At 52.8% G+C, this 20529-nt stretch carries 15 protein-coding genes and 1 pseudogene; 4 read left to right on the forward strand and 12 right to left on the reverse strand.

The window, feature by feature from the left end:
* Positions 1-35 precede the first annotated feature (35 nt).
* From EDF82_RS02565 to sapC, 6 genes are all read right to left on the reverse strand, one after another.
* Entirely contained in the window at positions 36-1193 is a 1158-nt protein-coding gene (locus tag EDF82_RS02565) for a carboxymuconolactone decarboxylase family protein (protein ID WP_123754052.1), read from the reverse strand.
* A gap of 183 nt (positions 1194-1376) precedes the next feature.
* A complete protein-coding gene (fabI, locus tag EDF82_RS02570) occupies positions 1377-2165 on the reverse strand; it encodes an enoyl-ACP reductase FabI (protein ID WP_123754053.1) in 789 nt (262 codons plus the stop codon).
* 181 nt (positions 2166-2346) lie between these two features.
* Positions 2347-2934, reverse strand: coding sequence for a HutD family protein (locus EDF82_RS02575; RefSeq protein ID WP_123754054.1), 588 nt, complete (start codon positions 2932-2934; stop codon positions 2347-2349).
* A 189-nt stretch (positions 2935-3123) separates the two neighbouring features.
* Positions 3124-3933 carry a peptide ABC transporter ATP-binding protein SapF gene (gene sapF / locus EDF82_RS02580; protein ID WP_123754055.1) on the reverse strand — a complete coding sequence of 270 codons (810 nt, stop codon included), beginning with the start codon at positions 3931-3933 and terminating at the stop codon, positions 3124-3126.
* A gap of 1 nt (position 3934) precedes the next feature.
* Positions 3935-4927: a putrescine export ABC transporter ATP-binding protein SapD gene (gene sapD, locus EDF82_RS02585; RefSeq protein WP_123754056.1), complete on the reverse strand. Its 993-nt coding sequence runs from the start codon at positions 4925-4927 to the stop codon at positions 3935-3937.
* On the reverse strand, positions 4927-5817 hold the full coding sequence (sapC, locus tag EDF82_RS02590; protein WP_123754057.1) for a putrescine export ABC transporter permease SapC: 891 nt from the start codon (positions 5815-5817) through the stop codon (positions 4927-4929). Before sapC ends, sapD begins: the two co-directional genes overlap by 1 nt.
* A gap of 145 nt (positions 5818-5962) precedes the next feature.
* Here sapC and EDF82_RS02595 point away from each other — a divergent pair, with 145 nt between their 5' ends.
* Positions 5963-7180 carry a site-specific integrase gene (locus EDF82_RS02595; protein ID WP_047053504.1) on the forward strand — a complete coding sequence of 406 codons (1218 nt, stop codon included), beginning with the start codon at positions 5963-5965 and terminating at the stop codon, positions 7178-7180.
* A 220-nt stretch (positions 7181-7400) separates the two neighbouring features.
* Here the strand turns inward: EDF82_RS02595 and EDF82_RS02605 are convergent, their stop codons facing one another.
* Both EDF82_RS02605 and EDF82_RS25600 read right to left on the reverse strand, forming a co-directional pair.
* Positions 7401-7640 (reverse strand): DUF4060 family protein, encoded by a 240-nt coding sequence (locus EDF82_RS02605; protein ID WP_123755456.1) that lies wholly within the window; start codon positions 7638-7640, stop codon positions 7401-7403.
* Between the two features lie 7 nt (positions 7641-7647).
* Positions 7648-7917 carry a hypothetical protein gene (locus EDF82_RS25600; protein ID WP_123754058.1) on the reverse strand — a complete coding sequence of 90 codons (270 nt, stop codon included), beginning with the start codon at positions 7915-7917 and terminating at the stop codon, positions 7648-7650.
* On the opposite strand from EDF82_RS25600, the pseudogene EDF82_RS02615 reads away from it, so the two are divergent.
* A pseudogene (locus tag EDF82_RS02615) lies at positions 7902-8660 on the forward strand (P22 phage major capsid protein family protein); the annotation flags it as partial. The gene EDF82_RS25600 and the pseudogene EDF82_RS02615 overlap by 16 nt on opposite strands.
* 94 nt (positions 8661-8754) lie before the next feature.
* Positions 8755-9327: a recombinase family protein gene (locus tag EDF82_RS02620; RefSeq protein WP_123755457.1), complete on the forward strand. Its 573-nt coding sequence runs from the start codon at positions 8755-8757 to the stop codon at positions 9325-9327.
* A gap of 431 nt (positions 9328-9758) precedes the next feature.
* Here the strand turns inward: EDF82_RS02620 and lpxP are convergent, their stop codons facing one another.
* The 3 genes from lpxP to EDF82_RS25605 all read right to left on the reverse strand — a co-directional run bounded on the left by lpxP (position 9759) and on the right by EDF82_RS25605 (position 11456).
* Positions 9759-10667: a kdo(2)-lipid IV(A) palmitoleoyltransferase gene (lpxP, locus tag EDF82_RS02625; protein WP_047053427.1), complete on the reverse strand. Its 909-nt coding sequence runs from the start codon at positions 10665-10667 to the stop codon at positions 9759-9761.
* Positions 10668-10867: 200 nt separating this feature from the next.
* A complete protein-coding gene (locus EDF82_RS25245) occupies positions 10868-11140 on the reverse strand; it encodes a hypothetical protein (RefSeq protein ID WP_023279061.1) in 273 nt (90 codons plus the stop codon).
* Between the two features lie 79 nt (positions 11141-11219).
* Complete coding sequence (locus EDF82_RS25605; protein WP_353888876.1) at positions 11220-11456, reverse strand: YnfU family zinc-binding protein; 237 nt, start codon at positions 11454-11456, stop codon at positions 11220-11222.
* A 93-nt stretch (positions 11457-11549) separates the two neighbouring features.
* Between EDF82_RS25605 and EDF82_RS02640 the strand changes: the two genes are divergently transcribed.
* Positions 11550-11783, forward strand: a complete 234-nt coding sequence (locus tag EDF82_RS02640; RefSeq protein WP_004132711.1) for a hypothetical protein — start codon at positions 11550-11552, stop codon at positions 11781-11783.
* A 19-nt stretch (positions 11784-11802) separates the two neighbouring features.
* Here EDF82_RS02640 and EDF82_RS02645 read toward each other — a convergent pair whose 3' ends face one another.
* Positions 11803-20385 (reverse strand): GH36-type glycosyl hydrolase domain-containing protein, encoded by an 8583-nt coding sequence (locus EDF82_RS02645; protein ID WP_123754059.1) that lies wholly within the window; start codon positions 20383-20385, stop codon positions 11803-11805.
* Between the last annotated feature and the right edge of the window lie 144 nt (positions 20386-20529).

Consider the following 20529-nt stretch of genomic DNA (forward strand, 5'->3'; position numbering starts at 1 on the left):
GATAATGCCTGTTGCAGCAAGCGATGTTTGGCATTTTAGGTCTGCTGACTCACATTCCCGAGGGCGATTTTCAGACGATTAATCCAGCCGCACAAACCGCACCACGCCAGAATATCGATAATCTCTCGCGGCGAAAGCCCCTGCTCGATCAACGGGGTTAATTGCGCAGCGCTTAACCGGGCAGGAGCGCGGGTTAAAAGTTGTGCCGCCTGCAGCAGCGCGTACTCATCGGGATGGTTTTTTCCCCAGTGCGTCAGGCCGTTATCGTCATGACGCAGCAGTGTGGACAGCGCGTCGCTTTCTGCGTCCGTCTGCACCCAGGCGTTAAAACAGCTGACGCTTCCGTTGATGCGGGCGGACAGCAGCGCCATCGACGCGGCATGGGGCTGAAGGTCGTGTAAGCGGCCCAGCAGGGTATTCTGGGTTTTGAAGATGGCTTCGTGGGTCGCCAGCAGCGGCGCCAGCGCGGAAAATTCAGAGTGTGGCTGACAGCTTGCCAGCAGGGCCTGGCGCTCATCATCCGCATAGCGCCATTCGGTTTCGTTCACATCGGGCTGCCAGCTGACGGGATCGGGCGAAAACAGCTCTGCCGGAGCATCGTCTTGCTGCGGCATACCCGGCATCCAGCGCACAGGGAAGCCCATTAGCGCGTGAAAGGTGGCAATGGTCCGCGCCTGAAAGCCGATAAAGCCAATAATTTGATTGATGAGGATGATATCGCGCGGGGTTAAGCCCACCTCATCGAGCTGGCTGCGGGACAGCGCGGTAATCACCGACGGGGAACTGGCTAACTGGCGGGCATATTGCGTAATTTGTGCCAGCCGGCGGTTGCTTTCCCGGGAAGAGTCCGGGCCGGACAGCGGCGCGAGGCGTGCGGCATAGTGATTGCACAGCCGCTGGACGCCATACACCTGGGCGACGGTCAGGGCGGTGCTCAGGCGATCGTAGGCACTCAATGTATGTAATCGGTTGACCATCACGGTGGCAGGGAAAAAGGCATCGGCCAGCCGCCTGGCCGGCAGCAGCCAGCCTGCATGCACCTGGCTCCAGGCTTCCGGCAACGTCAGATCGAGTAAAAAGCGGTCTTCGACATCGGCGGCTTCAGGGACGAGTGGCAGTACATCGACCGGGCAGATGGTTGACTGGGTTTCATGATACCAGTGATTTTTGCCATAAACGCGGCGTTGCTCCATGGGCGTTCCTTGATAGGTATATGACTAGCCGCACTTTTGTGGGCCATATATGCATAACTATCCTGGCGTAACCCTGAGGCAGTAGAAAATATTGATCCGTGCTAACAAATAGCGGATTGGAATAACAGAAAGGGGAACAGGCGGGGGAGACCCCTCCTCAGAGACCCGAGGAGGGGAAGGAACTTATTTCAGTTCCAGCTCATTCATTGCCGCGATGCTAAAGCCACCATCGACATGAACGACTTCACCGGAGATACCGGCAGACAGGTCAGAGCACAGGAAGGCTGCGCTGTTGCCGACGTCTTCGGTAGTGACGGTGCGACGAATCGGGGTAACCGCTTCGCAGTGGGCCAGCATTTTACGGAAATCTTTGATCCCGGATGCTGCCAGAGTACGGATCGGACCCGCAGAGATAGCGTTGACGCGCACGCCTTCCGGACCCATCGCGTTCGCCATATAGCGTACGTTAGCTTCCAGGGATGCTTTCGCCAGACCCATGACGTTGTAGTTCGGGATTGCGCGCTCTGCGCCCAGGTAGGACAGGGTCAGCAGGGCCGAACCCGGATTCAGCATGCCGCGGCAGGCTTTCGCCATCGCCACGAAGCTGTAAGCGCTGATGTCGTGGGCAATTTTGAAGCCTTCACGGGTGACCGCGTTAACGTAATCGCCGTCCAGCTGATCCGCCGGTGCGAAACCGATGGAGTGAACGAAACCGTCAAACTTCGGCCACACGTTGCTCAGTTCAGTGAACAGAGACTCGATGCTCTCATCTTCAGCCACGTCGCACGGCAGTACGATGTTTGAACCCAGTGCCGCAGCAAATTCTTCCACACGACCTTTCAGTTTTTCGTTCTGATAGGTGAACGCCAGTTCAGCCCCTTCACGGTGCATTGCTTGCGCAATACCGTAGGCGATGGACAGTTTGCTGGCAACGCCAGTCACCAGAATGCGCTTACCGGAAAGAAAACCCATAGCTTTAATCCTTATCGTTATTGCTTATTTTTACTTTAACAATCATGGGGTTAAGGTTGTTATTTCAAAATAACTCAAATTTAGCCGAGAATTATATCCCACTGACGACCCCTTGTGTCACGCTATTTTCGTGTCTTCACACGTAATGACGACCGGACACCCTCCAGTATATCACCGGATATCAGCCCCGTTTGACGTCATTCACCCGGCCAATTTCACTCGGGTGACGGGTAATTTGGGCCAGCAATAACAGGGCATCGGCAGAGTCCGGCGTCATGATGCCAGGCGACTCCCCCTGCCAGCCGACCCCTGAGCGGGCATCATAGCTAGCGCCAGCCAGCTGCCAGCGTCCCTGCAGCACCCAGGCAATCCCTTCGCTGCCGGGCAGTTGCTGGTCGGAGACGATGCTGACGCTGGCGCTGGCCCGGCTGCGCTGGGTCATAATATTAAAATCCAGCCCCGGAGCGGTGATGCCTTCGCTCCTGAGCGCCCATTCGCCGGGAAATGCCCACGGCTGCTGATGCCTCAGCTGATGATTAATTCCGTCGCCCCGCAGCCACAGCGGTTCGCCTTCCAGCAGCATGATCACCCGATCGATGCCGGTAAACTGGGAGAACGGGCCGTCGCTTTGCAGCGTGGCGATGCTGGCGCGCCAGAGAAACGGCGCATCGGGGTCGGGTGACGGAACGCAGAGGATTTCACGTGTCGTACCGCCGCCGTTTTTCCACGATGTCATCGGCAAAGAGGAGAAGGTAAAGGAAGTCAGCATCGCAGTTTCACCATCAGGTCAGTTTTTTGGTTGTGTAACGCTGCGTCATCATTGTGAGCGATGAGGGATTTGTCAATGCTTGTATAGACAAGTGCTGTTGGCGGAGGGGACAAAATTAAAAGCAGATGTGGGCGATCGCGGGAAATGCACAATCCCGACGGCAGCGCCGTCAGGATAGTATACAGACGGTTATTTCCCGTCTTTACGCCAGGCATCGGCGGTGAGCGCTTCACCGAAGTGTCCGGCAATCAGGCGCCTGGTCAAATCGTGCAGCGGCGAAGCCAGCACGTCGGCGGTGCTGCCGCGCTCGACCACTTCCCCCTGGTGCATCACCAGCACCTGATCGCTGATATGCTTCATCATGCCGAGATGCTGGGTGACATAGATATATGAAATTCCCTGTTTTTCCTGAAGCTCCAGCATCAGATTAATCAGCTGCGAGCGCATCGACATATCCAGCGAGGCGAGGGCTTCATCGCAGATGATTACCTTCGGGCGCAGGATCAGCGCTCGGGCCAGACCCAGACGCTGTTTCTGTCCCGGCGCCAGCATATGGGGATAGTAGCTGACGTGATCCGGCAACAGGCCGACCATTCGCAGCGTTTCAATGATCTGCTTCTCCCGGGACTCGGGTTCGAGGTCGGTATTCAGGCGCAGCGGAAAGTCGAGGATCTGCGAAATTCGCTGGCGCGGGTTAAGCGAAGTGGAGGGATCCTGGAAGATCATGCGAATCCGCTGGCTACGGAACGAGTAATCGCCAAACGCCAGAGGATGGTCGTCGATCAGCAGGTCGCCGGAGGTCGGCTCAATCATCCCGGCCAGCATTTTCGCCAGGGTTGATTTCCCCGAGCCGTTCTCACCAATGATCGCCAGAGTTTGACGCTCGCGCAGGGTAAAACTCAGCGGTTTGACCGCTTCCACCGTCTGACGCCGAAACCAACCGGTACGGTAGCGAAAGGTCTTACTCAGATTGCGGACTTCGAGCAATGTTTCGACCATTTCACTCTTTCTCCATGTTCAACGGGAAATGACAGGCGTACAGATGCGTTCTGGCACCGACCAGACGCGGCGTCTCAATGCATTCTCGTTGCGCGTACGGGCAGCGCGGCCCCAACCGACAGCCGATCGGCAGTTGTTCAAGCAGGGGAATCGCGCCCGACAGGGTATTAAGACGGCTTTTATGCGGCAAGGCGCTACCGAAATCAGGGATCGCGCGGATCAATGCCTGGGTGTACGGATGGTGGGGCGTGTTCACCAGCTCTTCGCTGAGCGCCGTCTCCACCGTTTGCCCGCAGTACATCACATTGATTTTATCCGCCCACTTGCTGAGCATCTGCATATCGTGGCTGATCAGCAAAATCGTGGTGTTATTGTTCTGGTTCAAGCGGGTGAGCAGGCGGATGATCTGCGCCTGGGTCGTTGGCTCCATGGCGTTGGTCGGCTCATCGGCGATCAGCAGACGCGGCTGGTTGGCGAGGGCGATGGCAATCATCACCTTCTGACACTCCCCGTCGGTTAATTCATAGGGAAAACTGCGCATCGCATCTTTGTGGTCTTTGATCCCGACGCGATGGAGCAGTTCGATGGCCCGGCGTTTACGCCAGCCTATACGCTGCCACCAGTGGCCTTTAAAGGTCCAGCCGGGGATATTCTGCATCAACTGCAGACCGATGCGTTCAGACGGATCCAGACAGGATTGCGGCTCCTGGAAAATCATCGACACGTTGTGGCCGATAAGCTTGCGGCGCTCGCGGTTGGAGAGGCGCAGCAGGTCGATATCATCGAAGCGCATGCGGTCTGCGGTAACCCGCCAGTTATCTTTGGTCACCCCGCAGATCGCTTTGGCGATCAGACTTTTACCGGAGCCGGATTCTCCCACCAGGCCACGAATTTCCCCTTCCGCGAGGGTCAGGCTGACGCGGTCGACGGCTTTGACCCAGCCTTCGTTGGTTTTGAACTCAATGGTTAAATTGCGAATATCGAGTAACGGCATTATTCCACCCCGGCGATAATGGCACGGCGGATACCGTCGCCCAGCAGATTGACCAACAGCACGCTAATCATGATTGCCGCACCGGGCAGCATGACCGTCCACGGGGCCACGTAGATAAGCTCCAGCGCGTCGCCTAGCATCGCGCCCCATTCCGGCGAAGGGAGCTGGGCACCAAGGTCGAGAAAACCGAGGGCGGCAATATCCAGAATGGCCATCGACAGGGCGCGGGTGATCTCCGTCACCAGCCCGGAAGCGATATTGGGCAGCACCGCAAACCACAAAATATTGAGGGTCGAGGCCCCGTCGAGACGGGCGGCGATGACGTACTCTTTTTCCAGTTCGTCATGCACCATGCTGTAGACCGAGCGGACGATGCGCGGCAGCAACGCCAGCCACACGGCAAACATCGCATGGCTCAGATGCGGCCCGGCAAAGGCGACGACGATAATCGCCAGCAGCAGCGACGGAATCGACAGCAGGGTATCGAGGATGTGGTTCAGCATCGCCGACAGCAGGCCGTGGGTCGAACCGGCGATAACCCCGAGCACCAGGCCGAACAGGGTGGCCGCGAAGGTCACCACAAAGGCGCCGCCCACGGTGGGAGCCGCGCCGCTTAACAGCCGACTCAGCACATCGCGACCGAGATCGTCGGTGCCGAGGAAGAACGACACTTCACCATAGCGCGACCATGATGGCGGCAGCAGCTGATAGCCGAGGAACTGCTGATCGATACCGTAGGGGGCAAACCAGCCGCCGAAAACACACAGCAGGATCAGAGCGGCACAGCCATACAGGCCGATCATAGCGGTGGTATCGCCGTAGAATTTCCGCCATACGGTACGCAGCGCGCCAGGCGGGCGCTTTTCCAGATAGACGCTATCGTAGGGCATATGAATCCGTTTTAAGTTTGTTAGTCATGCTTAATTTCTTTTCAAGAATCCCGCTATTATCAACGCCTTGTCAGTATGTAACGCTTTATTTTTGTGTGTTCTTCATAGATTTGAAGGTTATCAATTTACGCTAATGTGTACACTGATGTGTATATCTTCTTCCGGAGTGTACACATTGCTTACCGACACAAAATTAAGAAAAGCTCTTGGCAAAAAAAGAGACCAAATCGAGGTCATTTCAGACGCACATGGTCTGAATGTCAGGTTGTCTACATCCGGCAGTATAACATTCTTTTACCGCTACAGATGGAACGGGAAAGCCGCTCAACTAACGATTGGTGATTATCCAACCACCTCATTAGCTCATGCGCGAGAACGTAGGCAGCAGTTCAGGGCTTGGCTAGCGGAAGGGCTTGATCCTAGACGGCAAGTAGTACTCGAGAAACAGAAAAAAGTAGAAGCGCTTACAGTGAAAGAAGCATTCGATTACTGGGAGAAGTACTACTGCATCCCTGAAGGTCTGGTAAAAATCAAAGTTAACCGCCGCGACTTCAATAATCATATAGCCCCAGTGCTCGGAAATATGATTGTAGATCAGACAACTAAAGCTCACTGGCTAAATCTTTTTGACGGTATGGGGCGAAGAGTGGTTACAGGGCAAATGCTCGGTTTGATGCAGCGCACATTTCGTTTCTGTTCCAACCGTGGGGTAATTAACGTGAACCCTATTGAAAGCCTTAGACGATCAGATGTAGGGCTCACAGCAGCTGTAAAAGATCGCAGGTTAAGTGATGATGAAATCATTACAGTTTGGAATGCCCTGCCTGAGATGAAATATAGGCAGCAATTGATAATGAAGTTTCTCATTATGACTGGCTGTCGAAGTACAGAGATCAGAACAGCAAAATGGGAATGGTTTGATTTCAAGGAACAAACATGGACTATCCCGGCAAGTGACTATAAAACTGGGAAGTCGGTGAGAAGGGCGCTTCCTGAGGCTGTAATACAGATGATGGTAGCTGAAAAAGAAACATCAGTTTCAAAACATGTTGTGACGTTGTCACGATACAGGGGGCCAGAAGATGACAGGCCGCCACTTCAACCAAACGTGGCTCTGTTCTCTGCGCAGATAATTGCAAAAACAGGGATGAAACCTTGGTCGCTTCATGATTTGAGAAGAACAGTGGCGACGCGCCTTTCTGAATTAGGTGCGCCACCACATGTTGTGGAAAAACTACTAGGGCATCATATGTCTGGAGTCATGGCGCGGTATAACCTCCACGATTATTTGGATGATCAGCGTCATTGGCTTGCTGTTTGGCAACGTCATCTTGAGAAGTTGATTGGCCAGCCTCTGGTTTGATACCCATGTTGTCTTCCCAAGCAAGAAGGTCTGACAAACGCCATCTTTTAGGACTGCCATTTATTTTTGGCTTCGGAAACGGCTGAGAAAAGTACGATGGCATCCGGGATGGTGTGCTCCAGAAATACAGTGTGCTGCGCGAAATTTTGTATCTGGACAGAATGTCACTGGTTATCAATATTTCATCTTGGAAATGAGATGCGTTATTCATAAAAGCCCCTTAGTTACATTGTCCAGGAAGATGCTGCAGCCTACGGGCGCAGCTCATGGCCGTCGCCACATAACTGCATTTTCTGTTTACAACTTCTACAGTGATCTTTGAGCCTTGAACCACCACCGTATAAGTTCTCTTCGTTTTCTGTCGCCCGTAGGCGCCATAAAGCTCAACATGTTTTGCCAGTGCGGCATCACAAGCCTGGCAGCCCAGCGGTGATTGCTTGCTTCGGTTTATCAGTCGCATATCCACCTCACACAAATACATCAACTGGATCGCCAGCTGCGCGCGCGTTGTCGTTCGCCTCCCGACGGAGGCCGAGAACATAGCCAACGGGATCCCAACTGGACAGAATTGCATTGAGCTCTTTCTGGCTGTGCCAGGTTGTCAGGCGTTTTTTAAGCTCGGTGGCGCAGGCGCGCAAGTTCTCCCGAGTAGGGCCGGCCATCTTCATGCACAAGCACAAAGTCAGAAGCAGATCCGAATATTCGTCGGCGGCCGCGCGCAATGCCGCAGGGTCGATGCTGGCTTACCGGGTTGATCCCGACTATCTTTACGGCTCTGGATACCGTATCCCGCGAACAGGTCGGTTTTATCCCGGCTGTATCGCGCAATGCGAAAGCTGATGCGGCGGCGAAGGATCAGACTGTTACTGCGCCAGTTGCTCCACCGGCAACCACAGTTGATATTACGCCGGGGGCTACTGCACCAAATGATGGCGACCAGACGATCGGTACCGTTGATGTCAAAATCACCAAATCCAAAATGGCCCCGGTCAAATGGAACGGCGAAGAGCAGTTGGCCCTTGGTCCGGCCGGTACTTACAACACCATCCTGGCGGATCAGTTCAAGCAAGCGTTCCGTGCGCTGGCAAATGAGATGGACTCGGATCTCGCGGCTTTGTATTTAGCTTCCTCCCGCGCTGTCGGTACGGCTGGTACTACTCCATTCGGGATTGCTGGCGATCTGTCGGATGCGGCAAATGCGCGCCAGGTATTGTCCGATAACGGCTCCCCGACTACCGATTTGCAGATGGTCCTTGGTTCCTCTGCGATTGCTAACCTCCGTGGTAAACAGTCAGTTCTGTTCAAGGTGAACGAGTCTGGTACCGATGCGCTGCTGCGTGAGGGTATCGTGGGGCGACTGGAAGGATTCAACATCCATGAATCCGCGCATGTTAAGAAACGCGCGGCATCGGCTGCCACTGATTATCTGGTAAATGGTGCAAAATCGGAGGGTGATATCCTGATCGCGATTGATAAAGGCCATGTTTTTTGCTCCAAAAAGAAGATTCGCCCAAACGAGGGTTTGAGCGAAAGTCAGGAGCTTTTTACAATCAGCTATTTCAAGGAGTTAGAGAGTGCTGATTGGCTATGCGAGGGTCTCAACGGTAGACCAAAACCTCGATTTACAGAAAAATGCACTAATTCGTGCAGAATGTGAGCTTGTTTTTGAAGATATGGCCAGCGGGAAAAATGCCAGGCGACCTGGTTTAAAGCGTGCGTTGCGCAGACTCAAGCCTGGTGATGTGCTGGTGGTCTGGAAGCTGGATCGGCTTGGGCGCAGCGTGCGCGACTTAATAACCATGGTATCGGAGCTACAGCAGCGCGGCGTAAACTTTCGCAGCCTGACTGACTCGATCGACACGTCGACCCCTGCAGGCCGTTTCTTCTTTCATGTCATGAGTGCGCTGGCAGAAATGGAACGAGAGTTGATCGTCGAACGTACTCGCGCTGGTTTAGCCGCAGCAAGGGAGCAGGGGAGAATTGGAGGGCGGCGTCGGGTAATGACGACTGATATCGTGGAACATTGCCGCCGGATGCTCGCAAATGGAGCTACCCGACAGCAGGCTGCAGATGTTATTGGGGTTGGGGTAAAGACGATTTACAAATATTTCCCTGTAGCTGGCGTAGGGAATTTTGAGAATCAGTAATCGTCAGGGATGTTGGAGATACCGCCCCACACGATAATCAGGCCAAGTATAGTCATGGCAAATAAGGTTACAGATACGCCTGAGATGATTAAAAATGTCATATAGTTCCTTGAGGTGTGTGTTGTCATTCATTAGACAGCAGGAACTGTAGAAGGTTGTGAGCTTTACAAATTTCTGGCAATCGTTTTTTGGTTAAGTAAACGGCCAATGGCTATATGTAAGAGTTAGTTGGGAACCACCAAGTACTTACTCGGGAACCTCTTGGTAAAGAATTGCAGGGATAATCGGAGATAGTTTGAAGACTACTAAGATATTTCCCCGGAAAACATTGCCTCATCCTTATAAACTTAAGGTTTTCAACGTGGTAAAGCCTGCTGCTATTACAAAGTAGTCAGCAAGATAGATTCATGGTACATGACAAGTAGAATGGTTCATTTATATAAAGAGGCTTCGCCTTCAGGACGCGTTTTGAATCTGCGATGCATCCACAGGTATTGCTCAGGGGCTCGGAGAATTTCATGCTCGATGATCTTATTCATATAACCCGCTGCGGCGACCTTGTCTTCCCCTGGATAGCCTGACAACGGATTGCTGATATACATGCGATAACCTTTTTTATCGCTACGTCGAATCATGCTAAGTGTGATCAGTTGTGCACCTGCGAGTTTTGACAGAGCATATGTTCCGTTCGTTGAGGCTGCTTTTTTTACCGAGAAAAAAGGTGCAAAAACGCTTCCCTTAGGCCCATAATCCTGATCTGGTGCAAACCACACGGCTTCACCAGCTTTCAATGCATGAACAAAACCAGATAAATTACGCCGATTAATCATCGCCTTATTTGAACGCATACGACCTTTTGTCTGTACCCATTCCATTAATAGATTATTGTGTGGGCGATACGTAGCCATCATAGGATGGCATAAACCCATTACTCTTCCACACAACTCAAGGGACATAAAATGAATCCCGACAACCATTACCCCTCTGGTCGCACCGGTCAGGTTTTCAAGCCCTTCGACATCAAACCATTTTTTGACTCTCGCATCACTCCAGAACCAGGCCATTCCTGTTTCCATCAGCCCCAGTCCGAGAGAAACAAAGTTTTTCTTGACCATCTGGTTTCGGGCAAACGGTGTCATTCCTGGAAAGCAGAGTTCGATATTTCTAATCGCAATTCCTTCCCGACGTTTCAGAAAGGGTCTGGATATTTTTCCAAGACCAGAGCCCAGAATATGTAAAACCGGGTAAGGAAGCTGAACGAGAAGCCACAGCAGACCCAAACCAGTCCAGGTAAGCCAGTAGCGGGGATGGAGTAAATTATAAGTAAAAGTCTGTGACATAAATTTCCTTAATGCTAATGGAGTTATAACGCAAAAGGGAAATGCTGAGAAAATTCGTCTTTAGCGATACTCATTCTTTTAGACAGTTTGAATTCGTATAAATTCAGAAGAAACAATTTCAATTACTGGCAACAGTTTTTGAATAGTCAGGGATACATTGTAAATCAGCAAAGTTATGCTGTTATAACTTCATGGGTTTTTCATTGATATTCAAGAAATTGTCTTCTGGATTCATCATCATCAAGGTACTCAAAAGAAAGAAGGCGAATTTTGGTAAGTTTATAAAACCACTCACAATCGTTTCGTTGAATAATTTCGCCTGGTTTGAAACATATCCCGGATGCCACCCGGATAATGGCATATTTACCATTACTAAACCTGACCCGGTGAATACAGAAAGGTTGGCCAGCCTGCCCGTGACAGCTGTTCGACAGGATACGTCCTTCAATAAAAACAGATTTTTTAGATTTCATTATCATACCCTCGACAACTGCAGTACAGGAGGAACGTTGTCATTTTCCGACATCACTGACGTTAAGTGGCAGAAGCTAATCAGCCGCCGATACACCAGCATTCTGAAGGTCTGAACAACAGTCCGCAGGCAGGGCACTCAAGAACCGCATCTTTTCTTAGCTTACCTGCTTTCTGATCAGCTCTGTGTGCGCATACCGGGCAGGCAACATGAACCGGTCTTTCTTTAAAATATCTGAGCCCTTTTGTATAAGACATAAATGATTCTCTGAGGAATACAGTAATTATTATACGCTTTGATATAAAAATAACTGGCATAAGTTATGTTAAGTTGTGTCTGAATCAGGATGTAAGATATTGAAAATTGAACGTCTGATTTATGATACACTATCCTTCCGTGAGAAATTTATGATGAAATCAGAAGACACCCTTGACTGGTATCCGGCACAACTACCGCCAGTGAAAATTATTCTTGGTGAAGCCGTGCTGGCTGTGGGTAAACAGGGCAGACCGATTAATACCCGCACCTTGCTGGAATACCTTCAGGTCATGCAGGACAAACAAAAAAGGCGGGATGACAAAATCGCCATGCAGACTGCGATTGATGTTCTCAGGGATAATCAGCGCATTAACGGCAGACGTTAATGCACCTCCGGGATCAGTGTCAGTTCTGAATGATCTCAACCGTATGGTTTTGTCCATCATCCTTCAGCGGTATTCTGTCATCAGGGAGGAGAACACCATCCAGCGTCACGGAATATTCTGCATCGCCGCGTGAGACACTAATCTGATAGTGGCTTTCACCATACTGATAAGCAATAGAAAAAGACGGCCACGCATCCGGTAATAGGGCATGAACACTAAAGTCAGTGCCGGTGCGTTTTATCCCCAGTAATTCCTCGGTAAGTAAACGCCAGGCCCAGCCTGCAGAACCGGTGTACCAGCTCCAGCCTGCACGACCAGTATGGGGAGCTACGCTGTAGACATCAGCACTCATGACATAAGGTTCAGCTTTATAAATCCCGACAGAGCCCGCATTGAGAGTATGATTTACAGGGTTGAGCATTGACCAGAGTTGCCAGGCACGTTTGGCATTCCCCATCCGGGCAAATGCCATCACGGCCCAGATGGCGCCATGAGTATACTGCCCTCCGTTTTCCCGCACACCGGGCAGGTACCCCTGTATGTAGCCCGGATTTGGACCGTGTCCGTCGAAAGGAGGCGTTAACAGTTTGATCAGCCCGCCTTTGTTATCCACAAGGTGCTTATCCAGCGCCTGCAGGGCTTTTGCGCACCGTCCCGGGCTCGCGGCACCGGACAATACAGACCAGCTCTGCGCAATCGCATCAATCCGGCAGTCCTGTGAGGTTTTCGATCCCAGGGGAGTACCATCGTCAAAATACCCGCGCCGGTACCATTCCCCATCCCAGGCGTGGGCTTCGAGATTGCTTTGCAGGCGCAGAGCCTGTGAATGGCACATCGCGGCGACGCTTTCATCCAGCCTGCGCTCCGCCAGCGCTGCAAACCGCTGCAAAATGTCGTACAGGAAGAAGCCCAGCCAGACGCTTTCACCTTTGCCTTCGATACCCACCCGGTTCATCCCGTCATTCCAGTCACCAGCCCCCATCAGCGGCAGGCCATGCCCCCCGAACCGAAGTCCATGGCGAATAGCTTTGACACAGTGTAACCAGAGAGTCTCTCCGATGCCGCTGATGACCGGCGTGTCATAGACAGACTCTTCACCAGGCGGAAGCGGGCGCCCCTCCAGATAAGGAATGTGTATTCCCAGAGCCTCCATATCCCCCGTCGTTTCAACATAGTGGCAAACGGCAAGCGGCAGCCACAGGTAGTCATCTGAACAACGGGTACGGACACCGTTACCGTGTGGTGGGTGCCACCAGTGCTGCACATCCCCCTCGATAAACTGCCGGGAGGCACAGAGTATTATCTGTTCACGCAACCGGTTCGGATCAGCATGGCTCAGTGCCAGTGAATCCTGCAACTGATCGCGAAAACCATATGCACCGCCAGACTGATAGTAACCACTGCGGGCCATAAGGCGACAGGCGACTGTCTGATATAACAGCCAGCCATTGACCAGTAAATTTACTGACGTGTCGGGGGTGTTAACCACGATTTTATCGAGCACATTGTGCCAGTGGTTATGAATCCGGTTCAGCTCCTGGCGGACTGTATCCTCGTTCATGTAATGGGCCAGCGTCTCATTAGCACAAACATCATTCTCTTCTGCGCCGAGGATAAAAATAAACGTCCTCTGATCCCCATCAATTAATGTTACCGTCGATTGTACCGCCCCGCAGGGATCCAGACCGGCGCCCGTGTTACCTGAAAGCCTGCGCAGTTTCATGGCTGACGGCGCGTGAAGGGAACCATTACGGCCAATAAACTCCCGACGGTCCCCGGTCAGCGAACAGTCATTACCGCTGACGGCAAAAAATGCAGTTCGGCCTCCACCATTATCACCATAAAAGTTGTTCGCCAGCACCCCGCAACCGCCAGACGTTCTGGCCGCATGTGTCACAATGTGAGGAGCTGAGCGAGTTCGTGATCCTCCGAGCGTCCACTCTACATAACCTGTGACGGAGAGTTGACGTGTCCGTCCCGAAGAGTTACTGAGTGTCAGGAGCACCAGTTTAACTGGCGCCTCTTCGGCAACCAGGACCGTCAGCTCGCTGTCTATTCCACTCTCTCGATGGGCAAAAACGCTGTAGCCAAAACCATGCCGGGTCAGGTAATCACCGTGTCCGCGAACAGGCAACGCTGTCGGTGACCAGTTTACCCCGGTCTCTTCATCACGCAGATAAAACGCCTCGCCAGAGCGATCGCTCACAGGATCGTTTTCCCAGGGTGTTAACCGGTATTCATGGGCATTCTCATACCAGGTATAGGCCTGTCCTGCCTCTGAGATCACGCTGCCAAAACGGGGATTTGCCAGTACGTTTGACCAGGGAGCCGGTGTCTGCGCATTTTCCCGCATAACAATTTGATATTCCCGTCCATCCTGAGAAAATCCACCGAACCCATTGAAATAGCATAACTGACTGATATCGGGGGGCCAGTCCGTATGTTGATTACGCTCGCGCACTGCACGCGGCATGAATGCTATGACCGGCGATTTCAGGGTATGGATACGCTGGTTAAGCTGCTCATTAATACTCCCTGCGCGGTCATCAAGATAAAGACAGGCCACGCTCATCAGAAGCAACTTATCTTCTGCGGAGAGATGCTCGCCATTACGGACAAAAAGACCGCCCGTTTTGTCCAGCAGACTGGCTTCAGACCCCGCATAAATTAATTCCATAATTTGATTTTGTAATCCCTGCTGGTAGCCACCGGGGCTGTTATTCAGGATAACCAAATCAACATCCAGTCCTTTCTGTCGCCAGTAACGGTGTGCCTGAATCAGTGTGGTCACTGAGGCGATACTTTCTTCGCCGGTTATACTGAGCAGTACTATCGGCAGATCGCCTGAAATTGCCCAGCCCCACAGACCGGACTGACCACGCCGGTTGCGGCTGATCACCTGGCCTTCAGCGCGTAGCTCCTGGACAGGGTAAAGCACAGCACTGGCGAGACGATTAAACAAAGTTGCATCATCTTCACTGGCATTCATCTGGCGTAATACCACCAGACTGTGAGACCAGGCCAGTTCAAAGACGCGATCGGCAATAGGGTAATCGCGATATTTTTCCAGCAGGGCCAGGCTCTGCTGGCGGTTCTCGCTGATACCATAAACGATATCAATCGTAACCGGATGCCCCGGCTGTAGAGTGATGGAGTGACGTATAGCCAGTATCGGATCCAGCACTGACCCCGACGTGTTGCTGAGCGTCCCTCCCGCCTCTATTGCCTGGGCATTCGCAGGATTTCTGCCACGTCCAATAAACCTTGCCCTGTCCGTTTCAAACGACACGTTATTTCGGTTATCGCCGTGCACCACCATCATGTGAAACAGGCAAGGACCCGGTTCATCCGGTGAGCGCGGGCGCCGGTGGCAAAGAATAGCGTCACGCTCAGGAGCCAGCTCAGTCTGAATAAACAGATTGCTGAATGCCGGGTGTGCCAGATCGCTGGCAGCCGCTGCCAGGACCACTTCAACATAGGTTGTCAGCTCCAGAGAGCGAGGCTTGCGACCACGATGAATCAGTGTGAGCCGTCGCAATTCAACATCATCCTCCGGAGAGATCACCACCTGAGTTTTGACGCTGAGTCCCCCGAAGCTGCGTCTGAATTCTGCCCCCGCATCGGTGAATAACACTTCCTCGTCTTGTCCGCTGATGTAGCCTGTCGGTTGCCAGGTATTGCTCCACACATCTCCCGTCTGGGTATCGCGGATATAGCAGAATGCTCCCCAGTTATCACGGGTGGAATCACTGCGCCAGCGTGTTATTGCAATATCGTTCCAGCGACTGTAACCGCCGCCGGCTGCGGTCAGCATCAGATGATAATGGCCGTTGGACAGAAGTTGAATATCCGGGGCAGGGGTATCCACGCTATAGAAAATACGGGGTTCATAGCGGATGGGTTTGACCCTGCCCTCATGAGATTCAAAATGACGGCGCGGACTGTACAGATCGACCGCATCCGGCACGCGCTCCTGTAACAGCAGACTCGCTGACCGGAATACCGTACTGGACATAAAGCGTTCAGTCATGGGGGCGTCAAGCAGCACATGAGCCAGCGCCTGAAATGCCATACCCTGGTGATGCGCCATCCAGGACTGTACCACCGCATAGAGCTGACCGGTTGCAAGACGTGAGGGGGTATAGTCCAGCGCTTCATAAAAACCGTATTCTCCGCGTGCACCATTTTTTTGCAGCCTGAACAGGTTCTCACAGGCTTTCTGCGGGGAAACCATCAGCGCCAGCAGCGTGGCGTAAGGAGCAACAACCATGTCATCGGCAAGCCCCCTGCGCAGACCGAGCCCCGGTACGCCAAATGCCTGATACTGATAATTATGCTGAACATCAAAAGCATGATAGCCAGACTCTGAAACACCCCATGGTACCCCGCGTTCTTTCCCCCAGTGAATCTGGCGCATAACCGCCGACTGACTCATTTCATCGAGCAGGCTGCCGGGCCAGGTGGGCATCACCAGATTCGGCATCAGATATTCAAACATGGATCCGCTCCATGACATCAGGGCCGTTTCATTATCAATCGTGGTAAACAATCGACCCAGCGCGTACCAGCTTTTAAGAGGCAGCTGATTAGTCGCAATGGCAAGAAAACTGGTCAGGCGGATTTCAGACGGCAGGAGATCGTAGTGGCTCTTGTCAGGCGTATTCGTGTCACAGTTATAACCGACGCTGAGCAGACTGGTTGCTTCACTGTACAGAAAGGCGAAATCCATCCGGGCATGCTCATCCAGCCGCTGTTCCAGCTCGGTGATAATATTGAGTCGCATTCGGGCCTGCTCCGCCACTGACGCCGGAGGCGTTTCTGTACCGGTTAATGTCGGACGGGCAAGCTCGCTCAGCGTCGGCAGCGTCTGCTCATTCCAGGATACAGGTAACCAGCCAAGCAACAGAGACCACTCATGGCAAAGCTGAACCAGTTGATGCTCCAGATGTCCTGCCCAGCGCATCTGAAGAGGTGACCCCTGATGGCATAACATGGTCAGATGGTTGCACTGGGTGCGCATGTTTTTCAGTTCGCTGATAAACGCCTGCGGAGAGAGCGACACCGCATTCAGGCAATGCTTGCGCAGCAGTCTCAGGCTGTCAGGTGGGTTCTTACCCCACTGTTTTTCCAGAATATCCAGCGTATCGTTCAGTCCTGCCAGTATCTGTTGGCTGCTTAAAACAGGCTGATGACGCATGGCGGACAGCCCTGCACGCAGCGTCAACAAATGCCCGGCCATGTTGCCGCTGTCGACGCTGGAGATATAGCGTGGACTGAGGGGGACCAGCGTACGGGTGTCATACCAGTTGTACAGATGGCCCCGGTAGTGCTCCATTTTATCCAGCGTGTCGAGTGTGAGCGACACGCGCCGGAGCACCTCTCCGCCGGGCAGGTAGCCAAAGTCCCATGCCGTCAGGTTAGCCATTAGTGAAAGACCAATATTGGTAGGAGAAGTTCGGTGTGCCACCGTCGGTTGTGGTATTTCCTGATAATTATCAGGCGGAAGCCAGTTCTCTTTTTCTGTGGCAAAGGTTTCAAAAAATGCCCAGATTTCACGGCTTGTCTGGCGTAACAGCTGTTTTTGTTCCTGACCTGGCGAAAAAACCTTACGCACGGGCTGACGACTCAGCCAGCTCATCAGCAACGGCGCCACACACCATACCAAACCGATCGGTAACACAATCCCCAGCAGCTGGGGGGCCAATTTTCCGGTCAGAATTATCAGCGTCACGCCACCGGCAACATTCAGCCACATCGCCTGATAAAAACGTGCAACAGTGGATCTGGCCTGATTGCTGTCCTGGCTGTGGCTGACCCACTGGCTGAGGTGACGCCTGCTTATCCCCAGTCGCCATAGCGTCACGGCGATCGCTTTCAGCGAATATCCGGCTTCGTGTGGCAGTATCGCAAAATTAAGGCTGATACCTGACAGACGCTTTAGCGCGCCCGCCCCCACCAGTAACAGATGCGGCTTCACGCGGCGACGCAGAGGTTTATGCAGAAGGTCATGGGTGATGCAGAGGAGGGCTGGCAACAGCCATATCAGCAACAGTATGCCCAGCCAGTAAACCGGATTGGGTACCCAAAGCAGAGCGAAGAACAGCAATATCAGTAAGGAGGGGGCGACCAGACTGCGACGTAGATTATCGAGTAATTTCCAGTAAGAAAGCGCGGTCAGCGGATTCCTGACCCGGGTTCCATCGGCTTTTCTGACGCGTGGTTTTAGCCAGTTAAGCAGTTGCCAGTCACCCCGGATCCAGCGTGAACGGCGTGCAACGTCCGACAGATAATTATTAGGGTACTGTTCGTAGAGTAACACCTCACTCAGCAGACCCGAGCGCGCATAGCATCCTTCAAGCAGATCGTGGCTGAGTACCAGATTTTCCGGGCAGATGTTCGTAGTGGCCTGCATAAAAATATCAACATCGTAAATCCCTTTGCCCACAAACGAGCCTTCCCCAAAGAGATCCTGATAAATATCCGAAGACATCATAGAATAGGGGTTATTACCCGGTATGCTGCTGCGCAGGGCGGCGTAACGCCCCTGACCGTTACGTGGTATCTCCTCAGCAAGACCGGGTTGTAAAATACCAAATCCTTTGACCACCCTCTGGCGTACCGGATCATACTCTGGCGTATTCAACGGATGGGCCATCGCCGCGACCAGTTTGTGAGCCGTATCGCGCGGCAACACCGTATCACTGTCCAGGGTAATGACGTATTTTATGTGACCCGGTAAAAGGTGGGCAGGCATGTCTGCAACGCTGACGAATTGCGTTCCGGGATGGCGCAACCAGCTGTTCAGTAACGCCAGTTTTCCCCGCTTGCGTTCATAGCCCATCCACGCTCCTTCCGAGGGGTTCCATTCAGGCTGGCGATGTAACAGATAAAAACGTGGTCGGCCGGAGGGGTAGCGGCGATTAAGCGCCTGCGTATCGGCGATAGCCTGTCTGAGCAGCGCGTGACTTTCCGGCGAGGGTTCATTTTCAGAATCAGCAAAATCAGTGAGCAGCGCGAACCTGAGATTTTCGTTTTCATTCCCCAACCAGCAGACTTCAAGACTGGTGAGGAGCTGGCTGAAACTTTCGTGGCTGGTCAACATGCAGGGAATGACTAACATGGTGGCACTGTCAGCGGGAATACCGGCTGAAAAATCCATCCCCGGCAAGGGTCGAGGAACGCGAAAACGGGTGGTTGCATCACTGAGCAAATCGCTCATTAACTGAGTTAAAGCGATAACCAGAGGTAATATCACCGCGATTAACAACCAACCTGCGCCCTGCATGGCAGTTTCGTGCAATATTGCCGCGGTCGCTGCGGTTGTCAACAACGCCAGGCTACCAAGCCATGACAGCAGGGTTATTCTGTTGAAACTGTGCCGCAAGCGTATGAGTCTTGAGGTGTCTGCCAGGAGATGTATATCCAGTGCCTGTCGACCTTCGCCGGCGAGATAATAACCAACATGATGTTCCGGTGTATTGGGGGCTTTTTCCTCTGAAAGCGCCAGCACCCTGTCAGCAACCTCAGGCTCGCTGAGCCCACTGTCTCTGGCCAGGACCTCAACTACGTGCCGGTAATGATCCCGGGTATTGAAGTGCATCCGGGGATAGATACCGGCAGGATCATTGCTTAATACCTGTTCGACGACGCTTATCGTTTCGGCGAAATCAGCCCAGTCCGTTTCACCCAGTAATCGCAGACCTGCGATGCTGTTACTGACAGACAGCTGGCTGGCGGCAAGCTGTTGATTGAAGTTATTTATGAGAATGTCAGTGGTGACTCCCTGTTCCCGAAGGCACTGATCAACCCAGGTAAGAGGTAACGACAGCGCGTTGCCGTGCCCCTGCAGACGCCGCACCAGTTCTGCGACAAACGCGCTGGATAACGGAGGACGGGAGCGCGCCAAATCGGCAACCACCATAATTAAATCACCAGGCGCACTCTCTGCACATTCGAAAATCCTGGTTATCCACGTATCTGCCAGGTTTCTGTCCTGTTGCGCTTTTATCACTTCCATACTGATACGACGAAGATTTTCAATCAGCGCCAGTCGAAGCATTCCCGGTAATGCCCAGACTTCACCCAGCGTCAGCGGCGTCACCTGTTGATAGGCAGCGAGATAGCTGGTCAGACTGGTGGCATCCCAGCGGCCATCACCGTGAGCAATGGCCTCTGATGCGATATGATAAATTCTTGGGCAATTCAGCGGCGACATCAGCGACGGGAGACCTTTACCAAAACTTTTCGGCAAGTGCTGGCGGACGGTACGGATTTGTTCCTCAATCAGATAATAATTGTCCAGCAACCACTCCCCGGCGGGCATGATACTGGTCTTTTTACCTGCATTAAGCTCATAGCAGTTTTGGGTGATAACGGCCTCATTGTCGCCAAGCCGTTTCAGAAGATAATAGGGATGTTTATCCGGTGATACTTTATGGGTCCGCGCCAGCTTCTGACCATAGCGTTCCATCTGGGCAGTCGAAAAGAGTTCTGACCGCGGAGTGCTTTCGCTTGCAGGATCGTTCGCCGAAAACGTTACGTTTTCGGCAGCATTCACCGGAATACGGGGGCGGTTAAACCACGCTCTGGGGTTCATTTTCATAGCATTGCTCTGATGCGACATTAGCGCGCAGGAGCAGTTGCGAAATCAGTTCAGAAACGTTCTCTCAGGATGGGCGTAAGGCATCAGGGATTTAACAGCTGCTGGGATTTAACTTAAGTATAGAAGATGGTTCTGTCCACGGCG

This window comes from Klebsiella sp. BIGb0399 (assembly GCF_003752615.1).
GTDB classification, from domain to species: domain Bacteria; phylum Pseudomonadota; class Gammaproteobacteria; order Enterobacterales; family Enterobacteriaceae; genus Klebsiella; species Klebsiella lignicola.